Genomic DNA, 14,602 nt, shown 5'->3' with positions numbered 1-14,602 from the left:
GTCGGCACAAGCCCCTGAAAGGGGCGACGGATCGCGAACGGAGGAGAACGAAGCGCAGCCTCCGTTTTCCGTCACTTTGGCAGGGGTTCGGTGTCGTGGTTACGGGATACCCGGAGTTCGCTTCGCTCACTCCGGGCTGTTAATCCTTCGCGCCTTTCGGCGCTCGAATCGCATCCGCCTTTCCTGCAGTGGAAACAGGTTCACCGGATCGCGGCTTGCCGATTTACCCGCAGAAGGCAGAATGTCCCGAAATGAAACTTCGTCCGCAAAGTTATCACGACATCGAACGGATCATCGAATTCGATTTCGTGCGCGCGACGGAGGCGGCGGCCCTGAATTCGCTTCCGTGGCTGGGGCGCGGCGAAAAGGAGAAGGCCGACGCCGCGGCCTGCGACGCGATGCGCGGAATGTTCGACCTGATGAACATCTGCGGCGAAGTCGTAATCGGCGAAGGAATCAAGGACGACGCCCCGGGCATTTTCAAAGGCGAACAGCTTGGGAAATGGCTTCCCGGGACGCCTCAATTCGACATTGCGATCGATCCCATCGACGGCACGACGAATATCTCGAAGGGCGCGCCGAATTCGATCAGTTGCATCGCCGCGGCCAGTCCGGAGAAGGGAGTGAAAGTCGCGCTGCGCGACATTCCTTCCTTTTATATGACGAAGCTCTCCTACGGTCCACGAGTGTTGCAACACATGCAGATCACCGGCATCGACACGCTCAAGATCGAGAGCCCGATCGACGAAATGCTGCGCGTTATCGCCCAGGCCCTGAACAAGCGGGTCCAGGACGTGGTCGTGATGATGCTCGATCGGCCCCGGCACAAGGAGATCGTCGCGGAAATCCGGGCGGTAGGCGCTTCTCTGCGGATGATCAGCGACGGCGACATCGCGGCGGCCATGGCGCCCGCCCTTCCCGACAGCGGGATCGACGTCTATTTTGGAATCGGCGGATCGCCGGAAGCTGTCCTGGCCGCCGCGGGCATCAAATGCCTGGGAGGCGACATGCAATGCGTGATGTGGCCCCGCGACGAGAAAGAACGCAAGAGTCTGATCGCCGAGGGGTACGAAGCCGATTTGGGCCGCGTTTTTTTTGCCGACGATCTCGCGAATGGGAAGAACATCATTTTTTGCGCAACCGGCATTAGTGACAGCGCGCTGCTGCGGGGAGTGAAGTCGCAGGGAGCTACCGCGGTCACTTATTCCATCCTCATGCGGGCGAAGAGCCGGACGGTTCGATTCATCAAGGCTTTACACGACCTCCAGAACAAAACGATCCGGCTCCGGTCGGATAATCGCGAGCACAAGATTTGAGAGAGTCGGCGCGCCGGGGATATCTCTGCAACATCTCCTCGACATCCCACTAATCGTCTGGTCAAATCTTCCTACACCCATATGAGACTAGTACCCAAGACCGAACTGGCGCCGGAGAATGGCTGTATCATCGACACGAAGTGGAAGGTGGGCCCGTTAAGTTACCACGCCTGCGCGAGCATTACCGGGCAGGTGCACGCGGCGCACAACGCGCCCATGCCGGAACTCGTGATCTTCGACCACGTTGGATTCAAAGGGGCTGCCTGCCGCACGAACCTCAGCTTTCATTTCCTGGGCGATTTTTGGAACGACCGCATCAGTTCGCTCATCATCGTCAGCGGCGTCTGGCGGTTTTATCGCGACGAATATTACAAGGGCGACCATTGGGATCTGGGCCCCGGGTTCTACGAGTGCTTTTTCAAGGACAAAGGCCCGGACGACGTCATTAGCTCCTTCCAGGCGATCGAGCTGACGTAAGCGCGTTCCCCTCGCGAATGAAGGCACAGCTCGGCTTGGCCGCGTTGTTGTTTTCCGCAGCGGTCGCCACCGCGGCGGAATCGCGCGGAGTTTCACGAACGGCCCAACTCGACGGGGCAAAGGTCCATTACACGGATTACGGCACCGGGGAAAACGCGCTTCTCTTCGTTCACGGCTGGGCGTGTGACGAAACCTTCTGGTCCGGACAGGCGGCAGCGCTCGCGGAGAAGTATCACGTCATCACGATCGACTTGCCCGGACATGGCCAAAGCGATAAGCCGCAGATCGCTTATACGATGCCTTTGTATGCGCGGGCCATCGACGCGGTGCTAACCGACGCCAAAGTGAAATCGGCGACCTTGATCGGCCACAGCAATGGGACGCCGGTGATTTGGCAATTTTACCGAAAGTATCCGGCGAAAACACGGGCACTGGTCATCGTGGATGGCGGGTTGCGGCCGTTTTTGAACAAGGAGGCGATGGAGAAATTCGTCGCGGAATTGAAAGGGCCGAGCTATGCGGACAACGTCGGCAAACTGATCGATAACATGACGAGTCCGATTCAGGACGCGGCAATGCGCGAGAAGATCAAGACCTCCATGCTGAAAACGCCGCAATATGTGGCGGTCCCGGAGTTCGAGGCGACGGTCGATGACGCGTTATGGAAGCCGGACAAGATCAACGTTCCGGTGCTTATGGTTCTGGCGAAGCAACCGCTTTGGTCGGCCGAATACGAACAGTTCGCGCGCGGGATCGTGCCCGATCTGGATTATCAGGTCTGGGAGAAGGTCAGCCATTTTCTGATGATGGAACAGCCGGAGCGATTCAACCGCGCTCTGGTCGCGTTTCTCGAAAAGCACAAGCTTATGCCGTAGCCAACCCGAGAACGGTTTCCGCGCAACCCCACGACAGGGTAAAACCGGCGCCGCCGTGGCCGTAGTTGTGGATGACCGTGCGGCTGTCGCGCAGTTTTCCCGCCGCGACGCGAACGCCGCTGGAGCGGCTCGGACGCAAGCCGACGCGTTCGCGGATCAAAGGCGGCGTTGGCCGGCCGAGGACTCGTTCGCATTCGGTGATGAGCTGCGCGGTTGTTCTGGGATCGGGCGTGCGGTCGTCGCTCACGTCATTCGTGCCGCCGATCACGCAATCGTTCGATCGCGGGATGGCGTACATTAACGGCGGGTCATCGCAGACGACGGCGTAAGCCAGGTCGAACTTTTGGACGACCGCGACCTGGCCGCGATGTGGTTCCATTTCAGGATCGGGCGCCAGCTCGCGCGCTCCGATGCCGGCGCAATTGACGATCAGGTCAAAGGCGGCGTCGATTTCCTCCAGCTTGTCGAAACGAGTCCCGCTGCTGAGCGAGCCGCGGGCAGTCGTGAGGCGGGCCGCGAGATATTCGAGATATTTGCCGGTTTCAATCAACGGCACTTCAATCGAAAAGCCGTTCCCAAAGGCGGCTGGGATCTCCCGGGAGGCGAGCGCGCGGGTCGGAAAAGACTGCGCCCAGGCTGGCGGTTCAATCGGGCCGAGCCGGGAGAAGACGCGGAGTTCCGTGACTGACACCCCGGTATCGGGGCGGCGCGCGAGCTCGAGAAAATGACGGCGACTGGCGAGAGCCCACGGAATGATTTCCGCGCCGGCGCCGACATCGTACGGGTACCAGATCGCGGCCGCGGCGGCGGAATTGGTTTCATCGCCCATCTGTTCCGCGAGAATGGAAGTCTCAAACCCGTTCTCGGCGAAGAGTACCCCGCAGGTCAGGCCCGAGACTCCTGCGCCGACAATGGCCACACGTCGTTTCATTTGGCGCAGAGACTGTAGCTCAGACTTCAAGGAGCGGCGGTTTGAAACCGCCGTTTTTTGTTTTTAGCCGCCGCTGGACCACGCCACGGCGATTTCAAATCGCCTCTCCTTGGAGCGTGCAGAGTGGCGCTGCCTCGGTTACAATTAGCCGTGGTCGCATTATCGGAGAAATCGCTCACGGACAAAGTGCTGGCGGGGGAACGAATTTCCGGCGCCGAAGCGCTCGAGCTCTATCGGCGGCCGCTGCCGGAGCTGGGGGTGCTCGCCAATGCCCGGCGCGACCTGGCGAAGGGCGCCAGTTATGATCGGCGCGGCCGCGAGATCGTCACTTACATCATCGATCGCAACATCAACTACACCAACGTCTGCAACGTTTACTGCAAGTTCTGCGCGTTCTATCGCACCGAAAAAGACGAAGATCATTATGTGCTCAGCCGGGAGCAGCTCGACCAAAAACTCGACGAACTTTCCGCGGCGGGCGGTGTTCAAATCCTGATGCAGGGGGGGCACCATCCAGGGCTGTCGTTCGATTGGTACCTCGAATTGCTCCGGCACATCCGCGAAAAATATCCCCACATAAACATCCACGGCTTCAGCCCGCCGGAACTCCAGCATTTCGCGCATCTTTTTGGGATGCCGCTGCGCGAAGTGATCTCACAATTCAAAGCGGCCGGGCTTGGATCGATCCCCGGCGGCGGCGGCGAGATCCTGGTCGATCGGGTGCGGGACCGGATTTCACCCCTCAAATGCAATTCCGACGCGTGGCTGGAGGTGATGCAGACCGCGCACGAGCTCGGTCTGAAATCGAGCGCAACCATGATGTTCGGCCATGTGGAGACGATCGCAGACCGGATCGAACATTTGCAGCGCCTGCGCGATCAGCAGGACAAGAGCGGCGGGTTCACGGCATTTATCTGCTGGACCTTCCAGCCGCAGAACACGGTGCTAAAAGTGAAACAGCCCACCGGCGTGTCCGAATATTTGCGCATGCAGGCGCTCAGCCGGATTTTCCTGGATAACTTCGCCAACGTCCAGAGTTCGTGGGTAACGCAGGGGCCGGACATCGGCCAGGTGGCGCTGAAGTACGGGGCGAACGACTTCGGCTCGGTCATGATGGAGGAGAATGTCGTGAGCAGCGCCGGCACGACTTTCCGGCTGGATTCGGCGCAAATTGAAACCCTGATTCGGGATGCGGGCTATGAGCCACGGCGCAGGAATAATTGGTACGAGCTCTTGAATTAGCGCCGACTGGTGCGTTCTTCTCCGTCCAACGCCTCGCGCCAGCGCCAAATCCGCCTTGACGATGCCCACCTTCTTACCCATGAATACCGCCTGCGAAGCGTCGGAGACGAAGGACGCCTGGGGATTTTTTACGCTATGATACATTTTGTCGGTCCGACCCGTCGCCGAATACAGGCAGCCCTCCTGGGCGTCATTGTGGCCTTTCTGGCGACTTTAAGCGGTCAGGGGCAAACCGCGCCCCAAAGCCAGGGTCCGCCCATCATCAGTTCTGTGGAGGTCCAATACGTTGGTCCGCAGACGATTTCGCGCGAGAAAGTCCTGGCCCAAATCCGCACCAAACCCGGGCAGCCCTATTCCGAGGCCGTCGTCGAGCAGGACATCAAAGCTCTCTACCAGACTGGTGCCGTCCAAAACGTCCGGATCTTCGGGCAGGCGGACGGTGAGCGAGTCAAAGTCATGGTCGTTCTCCAGACGCGTTCGCTGGTGAATGAAATTGAGATCGAAGGCGCCGAGCGGGTCGGGGCAAAAAAACTGAGAAAAATGATCGACCTCAAGATCAACGGCCCGTTGACCGAAGAAGAGCTCGAAAAGGGACGCCAGAAGATCATTGAAACCTACCAGGCCAAGGGCTTCACCGACATCGACGTCAAATTCCGGGTCGATACCGACGATGCCCACGGAACATCGCGCGTCGTTTACACGATCACCGAAGGAGCCAAGGGCGCCGTCAGCGCCATTCGCTTCGAAGGGAACACGAAATTTCCCGACAAGGTTCTGCGCAAGCAGATGAAAACGAAGGGCAAGACGCTTTATTCATTTATCGATAAATCGGGACGGCTCGATGAGACCCAGCTCGAGCAGGACATCAACGCCGTTCGCGAATGGTACCAGGACCACGGTTACATCGATGTGGAGGTCAAAGAGGTCCGCCGGGAGCGCATTAACGGTAAATTGAATCTTACCGTCGTCCTGGTGGAAGGACCGATTTACCACGTCGGCAAGTTAACCATTACCGGCCAGAAAGTGGCGAGCGGCGACAAGATTCGCGCCCTCATGAAGATGAAAGAGGGCGGCATTTATTCGCCGAAACAGGTTCGTGAAGATTCGAAGAAAATCGCGGACGCGTACGGAAGCGGCGGTTATGTGGACTTGCAGGTGACCCCGCAGGGAGTCCCGGCCGGCGAGGGGCGGATCGACGTCCACTATACCATCCAGGAGGGCGGGCCTTCCTTTGTTCAGCGCATCAACATTATTGGAAACACCCGCACGAAAGACAAAGTGATCCGCCGGGAAGTCTTGATCGCGCCGGGCGACATTCTCAACAGCGTCCGCGTCGAAACGACCAAGAAGCGGCTCGATAACCTCGGATATTTCGCGAAGGTCGAAACCTATCCGGAAGACACGGGCGTAACCGGGCGCAAGGATCTTATTATTCAGGTGGAAGAGAAGCGGACCGGCTCGCTCAACTTCGGCGCCGGCTTCAGCACCATCGATCAACTGGTCGGTTTCATCGAAATGACTCAGGGAAATTTCGACATCATGAACTGGCCAAATTTCACCGGGGCCGGTCAAAAGTTTCGCGCCCGCCTCCAATACGGGAACACCCGTAAAGACATCATCCTTTCGCTGACCGAACCGTATTTTCTCGATCGCCGCCTTTCGCTTGGGGGTGATGTTTATTACCGCGAGGCCGATTATCTCAGTTCAGTTTACGCGCAGCGAAATTACGGGACCTCGTTCGAAATGCGAAAGGCCATCGGCAGTTTCATGTCGGCCAGCCTGGGATATCGCCTCGAAGTGACGGAGCTATTCGATGTCGCCGCCGGTGTCTCGGATGCGATTTTGAAGGAGCAAGGCTCGTCCACGAAGAGCCAGATCACTTCGATGATTGTTCACAGCACCCTTGATAATCCTTTCCTGAGCCGCCGCGGGCACCGCATTTCCGTGACTCCCTACATTGCCGGGGGCTTTCTCGGCGGAAGCGAGCAGATCTACGGTTTGAACATCGAAGCCCGGCAGTATTTCCGTCTCTATAAAGACTCCATTTTGGTGTTCGCCGGCTCGTTCGGCGCCGTCGATACCTGGGGCGACGGAGATCGCGTGCGGATTTACGACCGGCTCTTCCTGGGAGGCGCGAACGATTTGCGCGGCTTTGATTACCGCGATGTCGGTCCGAAGGATATCAACGGCGAGCCGTTGGGCGGCCAGACTGAGGCGGCCTTCACCATCGAATACACCATGCCAATCATCGAAAAGGCCCGTGCCGCCGTTTTTTACGATACCGGTTTTGTGAACGCCCGGCCGTGGGATTTCAATACCGACCACGTTGTTTCCGACGTCGGCGTGGGACTGCGACTTGACCTTCCCATCGGCCCTCTGCGGATCGATTATGGCATTCCCATCATCAAAGATCGCAATGGCGGAGGCGGGAAATTCAACTTTAATGTCGGTTATCAATTTTGAACGAATAGTGGGGGTCACGGTCTAACCCCTTTCCAGCAACCACTTTTACCCTTTCCTATGAAAAAACTTCTTCTTCTCGCTGCGGCCGCCGGCCTCGCTTTTCCGGTCGCGGGCTTTGCTCAAGGCACTCTCAAAGTTGGTACTGTGGACATGAACCGCGCCTTCAAGGAGTACAACAAAACGAAGGATTCTGAGAAGAAGATCAACGAAGCCAAGGACGCCGCGAAGAAGGAATACGACGATCGCGCCGAGAACTACAAGAAGGCCCTCGAAGAAATCAACAAGCTCAGCCAGCAGCTTGAAGCTCCCGCTTTGAGCGCGGATGCGAAAACAGCCAAGGCCAAGGAGCGGGACGAGAAGATCTCGAACATCAAGAACATGGAACGCGAGATCAATGAGTTTCGGCAAACTCGCGAGAACCAGCTGCAACAGCAGGCGATGCGGATGCGGGAAAACATCATCAAGGAAATTAAAGACATCATCATGGAGCGGGTGAAATCCGCCGGCTACGACCTCGTTTTTGATAAGTCCGGCCCGAGCATGAATGGCGTCGAGGTGCTCCTGTATTCCAAGGACAACACCGATTTCACAACCGACATCATCACGGCCCTCAATAAGAAACCGGCGACTACGACAACCGAAAAGCCGGCCACGGAAAAACCGGCCACCAGCCCGGCGGCCGCCCCGGCCACTACTCCGAAAAAGCCGTAACGGCTTTCTCAGCTTTTTTGGAAAAACACGCGGCATCCCCGCGTGTTTTTTCTTGTCCGGCATCGTATTGTCCGTGATGGCGCGGGTGTTCCAAATAGCGGGTGAAGGAGGTCTGTGGCGTTATCCAGGCTCTTTAGCGATGAGACCCGGGTTGCTCTCGCTCTTTCTCCTGGTTTGCCTCGGCGCGACTGCGTCCGGCGCCTCCTGGGAGGCCACCCTGACTGCCTCCTCGCCTCCCACGTTCCCAAACCCGCGCCCGATGCAGGCCAAGTATAGCTTTGGCTGGAGCGGTTTCCCGGGTGCCACTGCGGACATACGCTTGAGCAGGACGGCCGGCGATCGCCTGCAGCTCGAGGTCACGGCTCACACGATCGGCCTGGTTCGATCGCTTTGGAAATTCGACGCCAGTCACACCTCGGTTGTGCACGGCGCGACGTTGCATCCCGTGGAGGTGAAGCAGGTCGAGAATGTGCGGAATAAGAAAACGGTGACCGAACTTTCCTTCGGACCGGCCGGCGTCACTTCCAAGGTCACCGAGACACCCTCGAAGAGTCCCGGACCGAAGGTGCGGAAATTTGATTTCGCGAACCTGTTCGATTTGCAATCGGGTTTGTTATATCTCCGCAGCCAGGCGCTCCAGGAACGGAGCATTCAGCGAATCGTCGTTTATCCCGCCACTTCTGCCTACCTGGCGACCGTGACGGTGCTTGGTCGTGAACGTCTCACCGTGCCCGCCGGCACTTACAACGCGATCAAACTGGATTTGCAATTGAGCAAGATCGGGAAGGAGCGACGGCTCGAGCCGCATCGAAAATTCCGGCACGCGAATGCATGGATCTCGGACGATCCCGACCGGCTAATGCTGAGAATAGAGGCGCAGATTTTTGTAGGAACGGTTTTCGCCGAGCTGCAGTCGGTCGAATTCGACAAAGCGAAGCCGTAGTTCCCGCGGCAGAACGGAGCGGGCAATCAGCGCGGAATGTAGATGGGCTCACCGCCCGGGCCGAAGCGAGGCCGCGGCGGGTAGGTCCGGGGATAAAACGGATTCAGGCGACGCTGAGGCCGCGGCGGCGGGAGAAGATTGAGTGATGCGAGCGTTTCCACATCGAGACGGCCCGTGGGCTCCAGGCCGATTCGCGCCTGGTAGGTGCGAAGAGCGAAACTCATCCCCGGGCCATAGATGCCGTCAATTCCCTCCCGATACAGCCCCTGGCGCATCAGACTCACCTGTGCGCGAATGATTACGTCTCGCTGCACGTCCGGCGGTGCGGTTACGAATGGAGTGCCCCAAAAAGGATTCGCGTTTCCCTGCGGTGATTGGGGCGGGACGCCGGGTTCATTCGACGGCGCCTCTTCCGCGTCGTACGGATCCTGGGGCGGCCCCGGCGGGGGTGTTGTTTGTTTTGGACCGCGAGATTCGTCAGGTGAACGAGGTCTGTCCGGTGGCGGTGTGTTGGAAGGTTGGGGCGGAGTCGGACCGGGCTTGGAGGCAATGCCGAGAGACCGTTGAGTCTCGGAATCAATCTCGCCGGTAATGTGCAGCCCATTACGAATCTGATAACGGCGAAGCGCGGCGGTCGTTTCCGCGTCTTTTTGACCGGTGATCTCTCCGTAATAAAACCCGTCATCCTTCAGTTTTTGCTGGACCGTCGCGACGGTCTGGTCGGCCCGGGCCGAGGACCAGGCGGCCAGGAGAAACAGAGCTGTCACGAGAAGCCTTCGATTCATGGCTGATTTGGTTTGGACGCCAGATCGCTTTCGCTATTCATCGCCCCGGGAAGGTCAACCGCCAGCGGTGTTTGTTTCTCCTGCAAATTCTCCCGATACCGCAATACTCCGTCCGAGATCGCGGCGGCGATTTGCTCCCGGTAATCCCCGTTGGTGAGTTTGTTGACGTCATCCTTGTTGGTCAGAAAACCGCCTTCCACCAGGACCGCGGGATGGCGCACATTAGTGATGACAAAGAATTGTTCCGGGCGCGTTCCGCGATTTACCGCCTGGGTCCGCGCCACGAGCGCTTCCTGGATAAAGCTGGCCAGACTCTGGCTTTCCACGTCTGCCGGCTCCAGCGACGCGCGCTGAAGAAACGGCAGCCACGATGCCACCCGCTCCGGGAGCGAACTCTTCCGCGCCGCGTAATAGGTTTCGACGCCGGCCGCGGCCGATCTCGTTGCTTCATCAAAATGAATGCTCACGAAAACACATTCCGCCTGTTCGTTGGCAGCCTGCACCCTTCCCGGCAGGGAAACAAAGGTGTCGTCGGCCCGGGTAAGCAAAGTAGCGAGTCCCCGATCCTGCAGCAGCCGTTCGACCCGGCGGGCGACGTCGAGAGTCAGTTCCTTTTCCACCATCCCGGTTTTCGTCGTTCCGGAATCCTTGCCGCCATGTCCTGGATCGATAACGACGAGACCGAACGGAGCGGCGGGGGGTGGGGGCGGCTCTTCAGACCGAGGCCCGCGCGGAACCGACGTGAGTTGCAGCCAGACGAACGATACGGTCATGAGCAGGAGCCCAAGCCAGGCCAGCAGCGACTGGCTTCTCCGTCGATCGTGTCGAGCTCGCCGAAACATTGTCTCCCTGGAGGGGACTCAGTCGCCCAGCCCTGATCGAATTTCGGTTTCCGCTAATGTCCGATAACGAATCGCAGTCTTGTTATCCCGCTCCAGGATTGCAGCCTCGATGCCCGCCGCCCGCAATCGTTCCTTCCGCTCCGCCAGAATCTTGTCGCGCCCGGGAATTTCTTTCACCCCGGCCTCGCCGAGCGCGAGATGGCCAACCGTCCAGGCATCCAAGCCGAGCTTCAGCGCACGGTCGAAGGTCGCGCCGGGGGAATGTTCCGCGGCGAGATAGCTCTCCATCAAATCCGTCGAGGCCCGGGTGCCGCTGAGCGCGCCAAAATCCTGTCGGGTCTGGGTGAAGGTCGCGTTATTAGTCGCAATCGCGCCGTCGTACTCGAGCCGGAGAAACAAATCGTTTTCCTGTTTTGCGCCGATCTCCGCGAAAAGAAGCCGGACGAGATAGGGCGCGCCGTAGACTTGCTCGAAGGCCGTCTTCAGAACCGGACTGAGCGAATAGAAGGCGAGACGCCGCAACGAGACGTCAGCCGCGGAACGAGTGAAGCCTTCGGTGCTGGCGAGTTCAATCGCCGCCATTCGCAGCCGCTCGATGTCTCCCGGATGCCCGATCGCTCCCATCGCGATGCGATCGTAAATCTCGAAGAGCTTTTGCCGCGTCCGTCCCAACGTAAGGAATAGAATTCCATCCCGGTAACCCAGGGCGACAATGGGGCTGCCCGCCGCGAGCTGCGTCTCGATGTATTCACCGCGGTTCGCGATCGCTTCGACCCAACGGTACGGCTCTTCGATCATGCCACGCTCCGTTTAAAGAGGGCGGCGATCCGCTTCTCCGACAAAGTGCTGATCCCATCGCGCGAGACGACTTTGATCACCGGGAATATTTTCGCGTTCCGATCCACACCGCCTGTGGCGGTGTCCGATTCGGCGGCCGTGTCGAGAGCGCGTAATGCCACCGTGACCGCCTCGTCCTCCGTTAGCTTGAGCAGCGGTTTTTTCCCCCAGTTGTTCTCGTAATAAAGAATTCCGCGGACGGCCGGCGATCCCGAGCCGGTGGCGGCGTAATCAGCCACCTCGAATTGCGCGCCCATGGCGTCGTAAAAATAAAGCCGGGCGGATGGATCCGCGCCGGAATCATAAGTGGCGAAAATCGGCACGACGATACCAGCGCCCTGGAGGACGAATCCAAAATTGTCCCGCAACAGTCGCGAAAGCGCGCGGACTTTTCCGTCCACGCTCATCTCCTGCAATTGGGTGCGCCGGAAAAATTGAAAGGAATGCTCCAGGACCCGCGCCATTTCCCACGCCGTTGCCGGGACGCCCGCGATCGCCATGATGGAATGCCGATCGATCTCCAGGACTTTATCGGCCCGATCATAAACAACCGTGTTGCCGGCGGTGGCGCGCCGATCCCCGGCGACAAGGACCCCGCCCTGGAACTTGAACGCCAGAATGGTAGTCGCCTGCGTAGGGACCCAGGCCGGGTTCGCGGCAGTCCCCGAGGCCATCGGTGGCGGCGCGCCCGCGATAAGCCCGCGGCGGCGAAGCAGCGTCGGAAAATCATCGCTCGCTCCAGAAGAATTCTGGTCGAGCTCCAGGGCCGGCGGTTCCATTATTGACCCGTTCGCTGGCGATAGCGCTTGGACTGGTTTGGGTCCACCTTGCGCATTTTTTGCAGGAGGTCCCGCGTGTCCGGCCTCGTGATGTCAGGCGACTTGGGGCCATCCCCGTCTCCCGGTTTCGGGCCCCAGGGAACCGGAGGTTTTTGGACCCGCTCAGGCATGAAAAAACGTTAGAGATAAATAATCGAAAGGCAAGCTGGGCCCCCGAGAGGGGCGCGCGCCGGGACTTGCCACCACCTTTCCTCAATGGCAAAATGCGGCCCCATGAGACGCCTGGCCTTAGCCTCCTGCACGGTTCTTTTCGCAGCGATGGTTTGCCCGGGGCTGCGCGCCCAAACCCCCGCCGGAGACAAATCCGACCACGCGCTGCTCGAGGCTTTGTCTAAAAAGATCGACGAACAAAACGCCAAGATCGATGCGCTCTCCCAGCAGATTCTCAAACTCGAACAGCAGGTCTCCAAGAACACGCGTCCTGGAGTCATGATCGGCGAGTCTCCCACGCCGGCCCCGGCGGCGGTTAACACTGCCGCGACGACGGAGCCCCCGAAACCTCCGCAAACCGGGAACAGCCACGTCGTTGCCAAAGGCGAAACCCTGACGTCGATCGCGAAAATGCACAAGGTGACCGTGGAGGAATTGCAGAAGTTCAATCACATCGAGAACGACCGGAAGCTCCAGATCGGCCAGACGATCATGATTCCGCCTTCTGCGAATTCGCCAGGCTCGCCCTCGCCTCCTCCGAACGGTTAGGCCGCGGCGGCCGGCCCTCTAAACCGGAACGTCGAGCTTCTCTTCCGGATCTGGATCTTCGATGTTTGGGATTTCTTCCAGGTCCGTTTCCGGATCTTCGGCGGGCTTCTCGAGAAAACTCTGCTCCCAAAGCCGCGCGTATTTTCCTCCCAGCTCGAGGAGCGACGCATGCGTGCCGCGCTCAATGATCCGGCCGCGCTCCAGCACCAGAATTTGATTCGCCCGCAAAATCGTCGAGAGCCGGTGCGCGATCACAAAACAGGTCCGGTGCGACATCAGGTGCTCGAGCGCTTCCTGGATCAGGCGCTCGGTCGTCGTGTCCACGCTCGCTGTCGCCTCGTCGAGGATCAGGATGGGTGGGTCTTTCAGGAGCGCGCGTGCGATTGAAACGCGTTGCTTTTCCCCGACGCTCAGCTTCACCCCGCGCTCGCCTACCACGCTATCGAGTCCCTTCGGCAAAAGGTCGATGAACCCCCGCGCGTTCGCCGCTTCCGCCGCGGCCAGAACTTCCGCGTCGGTCGCGTCCGGCCGGCCCATCAGCAGATTTTCGCGCACCGAACCGTTGAACAAAAAGCTTTCCTGCGTCACAACGCCGATCATCTCCCGCAGGCGCCGGGTGCCGTAGTCGCGCAGCGGTTTGCCGTCGATGAGAATCTGGCCGGTGTCGTACTCGTAAAAACGCGTCAGCAAATTCACCAGCGTTGATTTGCCCGCGCCGGTCGTCCCCACCAGGGCGATGGTCTCGCCCGGGCGCGCATGAAACGTGATCTGCTGCAACGCCGGCGCGGCTTCTTTTCCGTAACTGAACCCGACCTCTTCGAAACGGACGTCGCCCGTCACGCGCGTCGCCGGCTTTTCGACGCCCCATCCCGGCTCGACCGGCTCGTCAATGATTTCGAAAACGCGTTCGCCCGCCGCCCGGCCCGCCTGCACCAGCTGATTCAACTGATGCAGCTTGTTGATCGGTTCGTAGAGGAACCCGGTCAGCATCAGGAACGCGAGCATGTCCCCGAGCTGCATGGTTCCCGCCAACACCATCCGCGAGCCGACGAACACGGTGAGAACGATCCCGAGCGATCCGACCAGGATCATCGACGGATGATAAAGCGCCCAGACCCGCATCACGACGAGCGTCGCGTCCCGCAGCTGGTCGCTCACCGAATTGAAACGCCCATGTTGGTGCCGTTCCCGCACGTAACTTTTGATCTGACGAATTCCGGCCAGGTTATCGTGCAGCAGCGCGTTCATAGCCGAGGACTCCCGCCGTTGCAGCCGGTACCGCCGATGCGCCGTCAGGGTGTACCAAAGCGCCCCCGCAGCCAGCAGCGGCAGCGGCGCCAAGCCCACAAACGTTAGCGGCACGCTGAAATAAAACATCATCCCGAGTACGATCACGAGCTGGAGGGCCGCCATCACGCCCTGCTCGATCCCATCGATCAGCATCCGTTCCACCGAGGTCACATCCTCGAGGATCCGGGTCATTAAATCACCCGTCGCCCGATTATCGAACCAGCGCAGCGGCAGCATCTGGATGTGCGAATAGAGATCGCTCCGCAGATCGAAGATCACCCGTTGCTCGAACGTATTGTTCAGGATGATCCGGAGCGAGTTCAGCCCGTTCTGAAGCAGGAACGCCAGGGCC

The 14,602-nt window shown here is 59.5% G+C and carries 15 protein-coding genes; 8 read left to right on the top strand and 7 right to left on the bottom strand.

What is annotated here, in order from left to right; genetic code table 11:
* Positions 1-251 precede the first annotated feature (251 nt).
* The 3 genes from glpX to VJU77_11965 all read left to right on the top strand — a co-directional run bounded on the left by glpX (position 252) and on the right by VJU77_11965 (position 2,668).
* A complete protein-coding gene (gene glpX, locus VJU77_11975; protein HKP04061.1) occupies positions 252-1,316 on the top strand; it encodes a class II fructose-bisphosphatase in 1,065 nt (354 codons plus the stop codon).
* An 81-nt stretch (positions 1,317-1,397) separates the two neighbouring features.
* Positions 1,398-1,793, top strand: a complete 396-nt coding sequence (locus tag VJU77_11970) for a beta/gamma crystallin-related protein (GenBank protein ID HKP04060.1) — start codon at positions 1,398-1,400, stop codon at positions 1,791-1,793.
* Between the two features lie 17 nt (positions 1,794-1,810).
* Positions 1,811-2,668: an alpha/beta hydrolase gene (locus VJU77_11965; protein ID HKP04059.1), complete on the top strand. Its 858-nt coding sequence runs from the start codon at positions 1,811-1,813 to the stop codon at positions 2,666-2,668.
* On the opposite strand, the gene VJU77_11960 is transcribed toward VJU77_11965, so the two are convergent.
* Entirely contained in the window at positions 2,658-3,599 is a 942-nt protein-coding gene (locus VJU77_11960) for an FAD-dependent oxidoreductase (protein ID HKP04058.1), read from the bottom strand. The two genes, VJU77_11965 and VJU77_11960, sit on opposite strands and share 11 nt — an antisense overlap.
* A gap of 150 nt (positions 3,600-3,749) precedes the next feature.
* Between VJU77_11960 and mqnC the strand changes: the two genes are divergently transcribed.
* From mqnC to VJU77_11940, 4 genes are all read left to right on the top strand, one after another.
* The gene (gene mqnC / locus VJU77_11955) at positions 3,750-4,841 is read left to right on the top strand and encodes a cyclic dehypoxanthinyl futalosine synthase (protein ID HKP04057.1); all 1,092 of its coding nucleotides are present in this window, start codon (positions 3,750-3,752) and stop codon (positions 4,839-4,841) included.
* A 135-nt stretch (positions 4,842-4,976) separates the two neighbouring features.
* Entirely contained in the window at positions 4,977-7,304 is a 2,328-nt protein-coding gene (bamA, locus tag VJU77_11950) for an outer membrane protein assembly factor BamA (protein HKP04056.1), read from the top strand.
* A gap of 57 nt (positions 7,305-7,361) precedes the next feature.
* The gene (locus VJU77_11945; protein ID HKP04055.1) at positions 7,362-8,015 is read left to right on the top strand and encodes an OmpH family outer membrane protein; all 654 of its coding nucleotides are present in this window, start codon (positions 7,362-7,364) and stop codon (positions 8,013-8,015) included.
* A 139-nt stretch (positions 8,016-8,154) separates the two neighbouring features.
* On the top strand, positions 8,155-8,958 hold the full coding sequence (locus tag VJU77_11940) for a DUF3108 domain-containing protein (GenBank protein ID HKP04054.1): 804 nt from the start codon (positions 8,155-8,157) through the stop codon (positions 8,956-8,958).
* 26 nt (positions 8,959-8,984) lie between these two features.
* On the opposite strand, the gene VJU77_11935 is transcribed toward VJU77_11940, so the two are convergent.
* From VJU77_11935 to VJU77_11915, 5 genes are all read right to left on the bottom strand, one after another.
* Positions 8,985-9,743 carry a peptidoglycan-binding domain-containing protein gene (locus VJU77_11935; GenBank protein ID HKP04053.1) on the bottom strand — a complete coding sequence of 253 codons (759 nt, stop codon included), beginning with the start codon at positions 9,741-9,743 and terminating at the stop codon, positions 8,985-8,987.
* Positions 9,740-10,516 (bottom strand): N-acetylmuramoyl-L-alanine amidase, encoded by a 777-nt coding sequence (locus VJU77_11930; protein ID HKP04052.1) that lies wholly within the window; start codon positions 10,514-10,516, stop codon positions 9,740-9,742. The genes VJU77_11935 and VJU77_11930 overlap by 4 nt, the downstream gene beginning before the upstream one ends.
* 87 nt (positions 10,517-10,603) lie before the next feature.
* Positions 10,604-11,383 (bottom strand): hypothetical protein, encoded by a 780-nt coding sequence (locus VJU77_11925; protein ID HKP04051.1) that lies wholly within the window; start codon positions 11,381-11,383, stop codon positions 10,604-10,606.
* Positions 11,380-12,201 (bottom strand): proteasome subunit alpha, encoded by an 822-nt coding sequence (locus VJU77_11920; protein ID HKP04050.1) that lies wholly within the window; start codon positions 12,199-12,201, stop codon positions 11,380-11,382. Before VJU77_11920 ends, VJU77_11925 begins: the two co-directional genes overlap by 4 nt.
* A complete protein-coding gene (locus tag VJU77_11915) occupies positions 12,201-12,371 on the bottom strand; it encodes a ubiquitin-like protein UBact (protein ID HKP04049.1) in 171 nt (56 codons plus the stop codon). Before VJU77_11915 ends, VJU77_11920 begins: the two co-directional genes overlap by 1 nt.
* A 103-nt stretch (positions 12,372-12,474) precedes the next feature.
* Here VJU77_11915 and VJU77_11910 point away from each other — a divergent pair, with 103 nt between their 5' ends.
* Entirely contained in the window at positions 12,475-12,960 is a 486-nt protein-coding gene (locus tag VJU77_11910; GenBank protein HKP04048.1) for a LysM peptidoglycan-binding domain-containing protein, read from the top strand.
* A gap of 18 nt (positions 12,961-12,978) precedes the next feature.
* On the opposite strand, the gene VJU77_11905 is transcribed toward VJU77_11910, so the two are convergent.
* A partial coding sequence (locus VJU77_11905) for an ABC transporter ATP-binding protein (protein HKP04047.1) occupies positions 12,979-14,602 on the bottom strand: 1,624 nt, incomplete at its 5' end.

The organism is Chthoniobacterales bacterium (genome assembly GCA_035274845.1).
In the GTDB taxonomy this organism is placed as follows: domain Bacteria; phylum Verrucomicrobiota; class Verrucomicrobiia; order Chthoniobacterales; family UBA10450; genus AV80.
The sequence above is the reverse complement of the archived record's forward strand: the minus strand, read 5'-3'. Positions and strand labels throughout refer to the sequence as shown.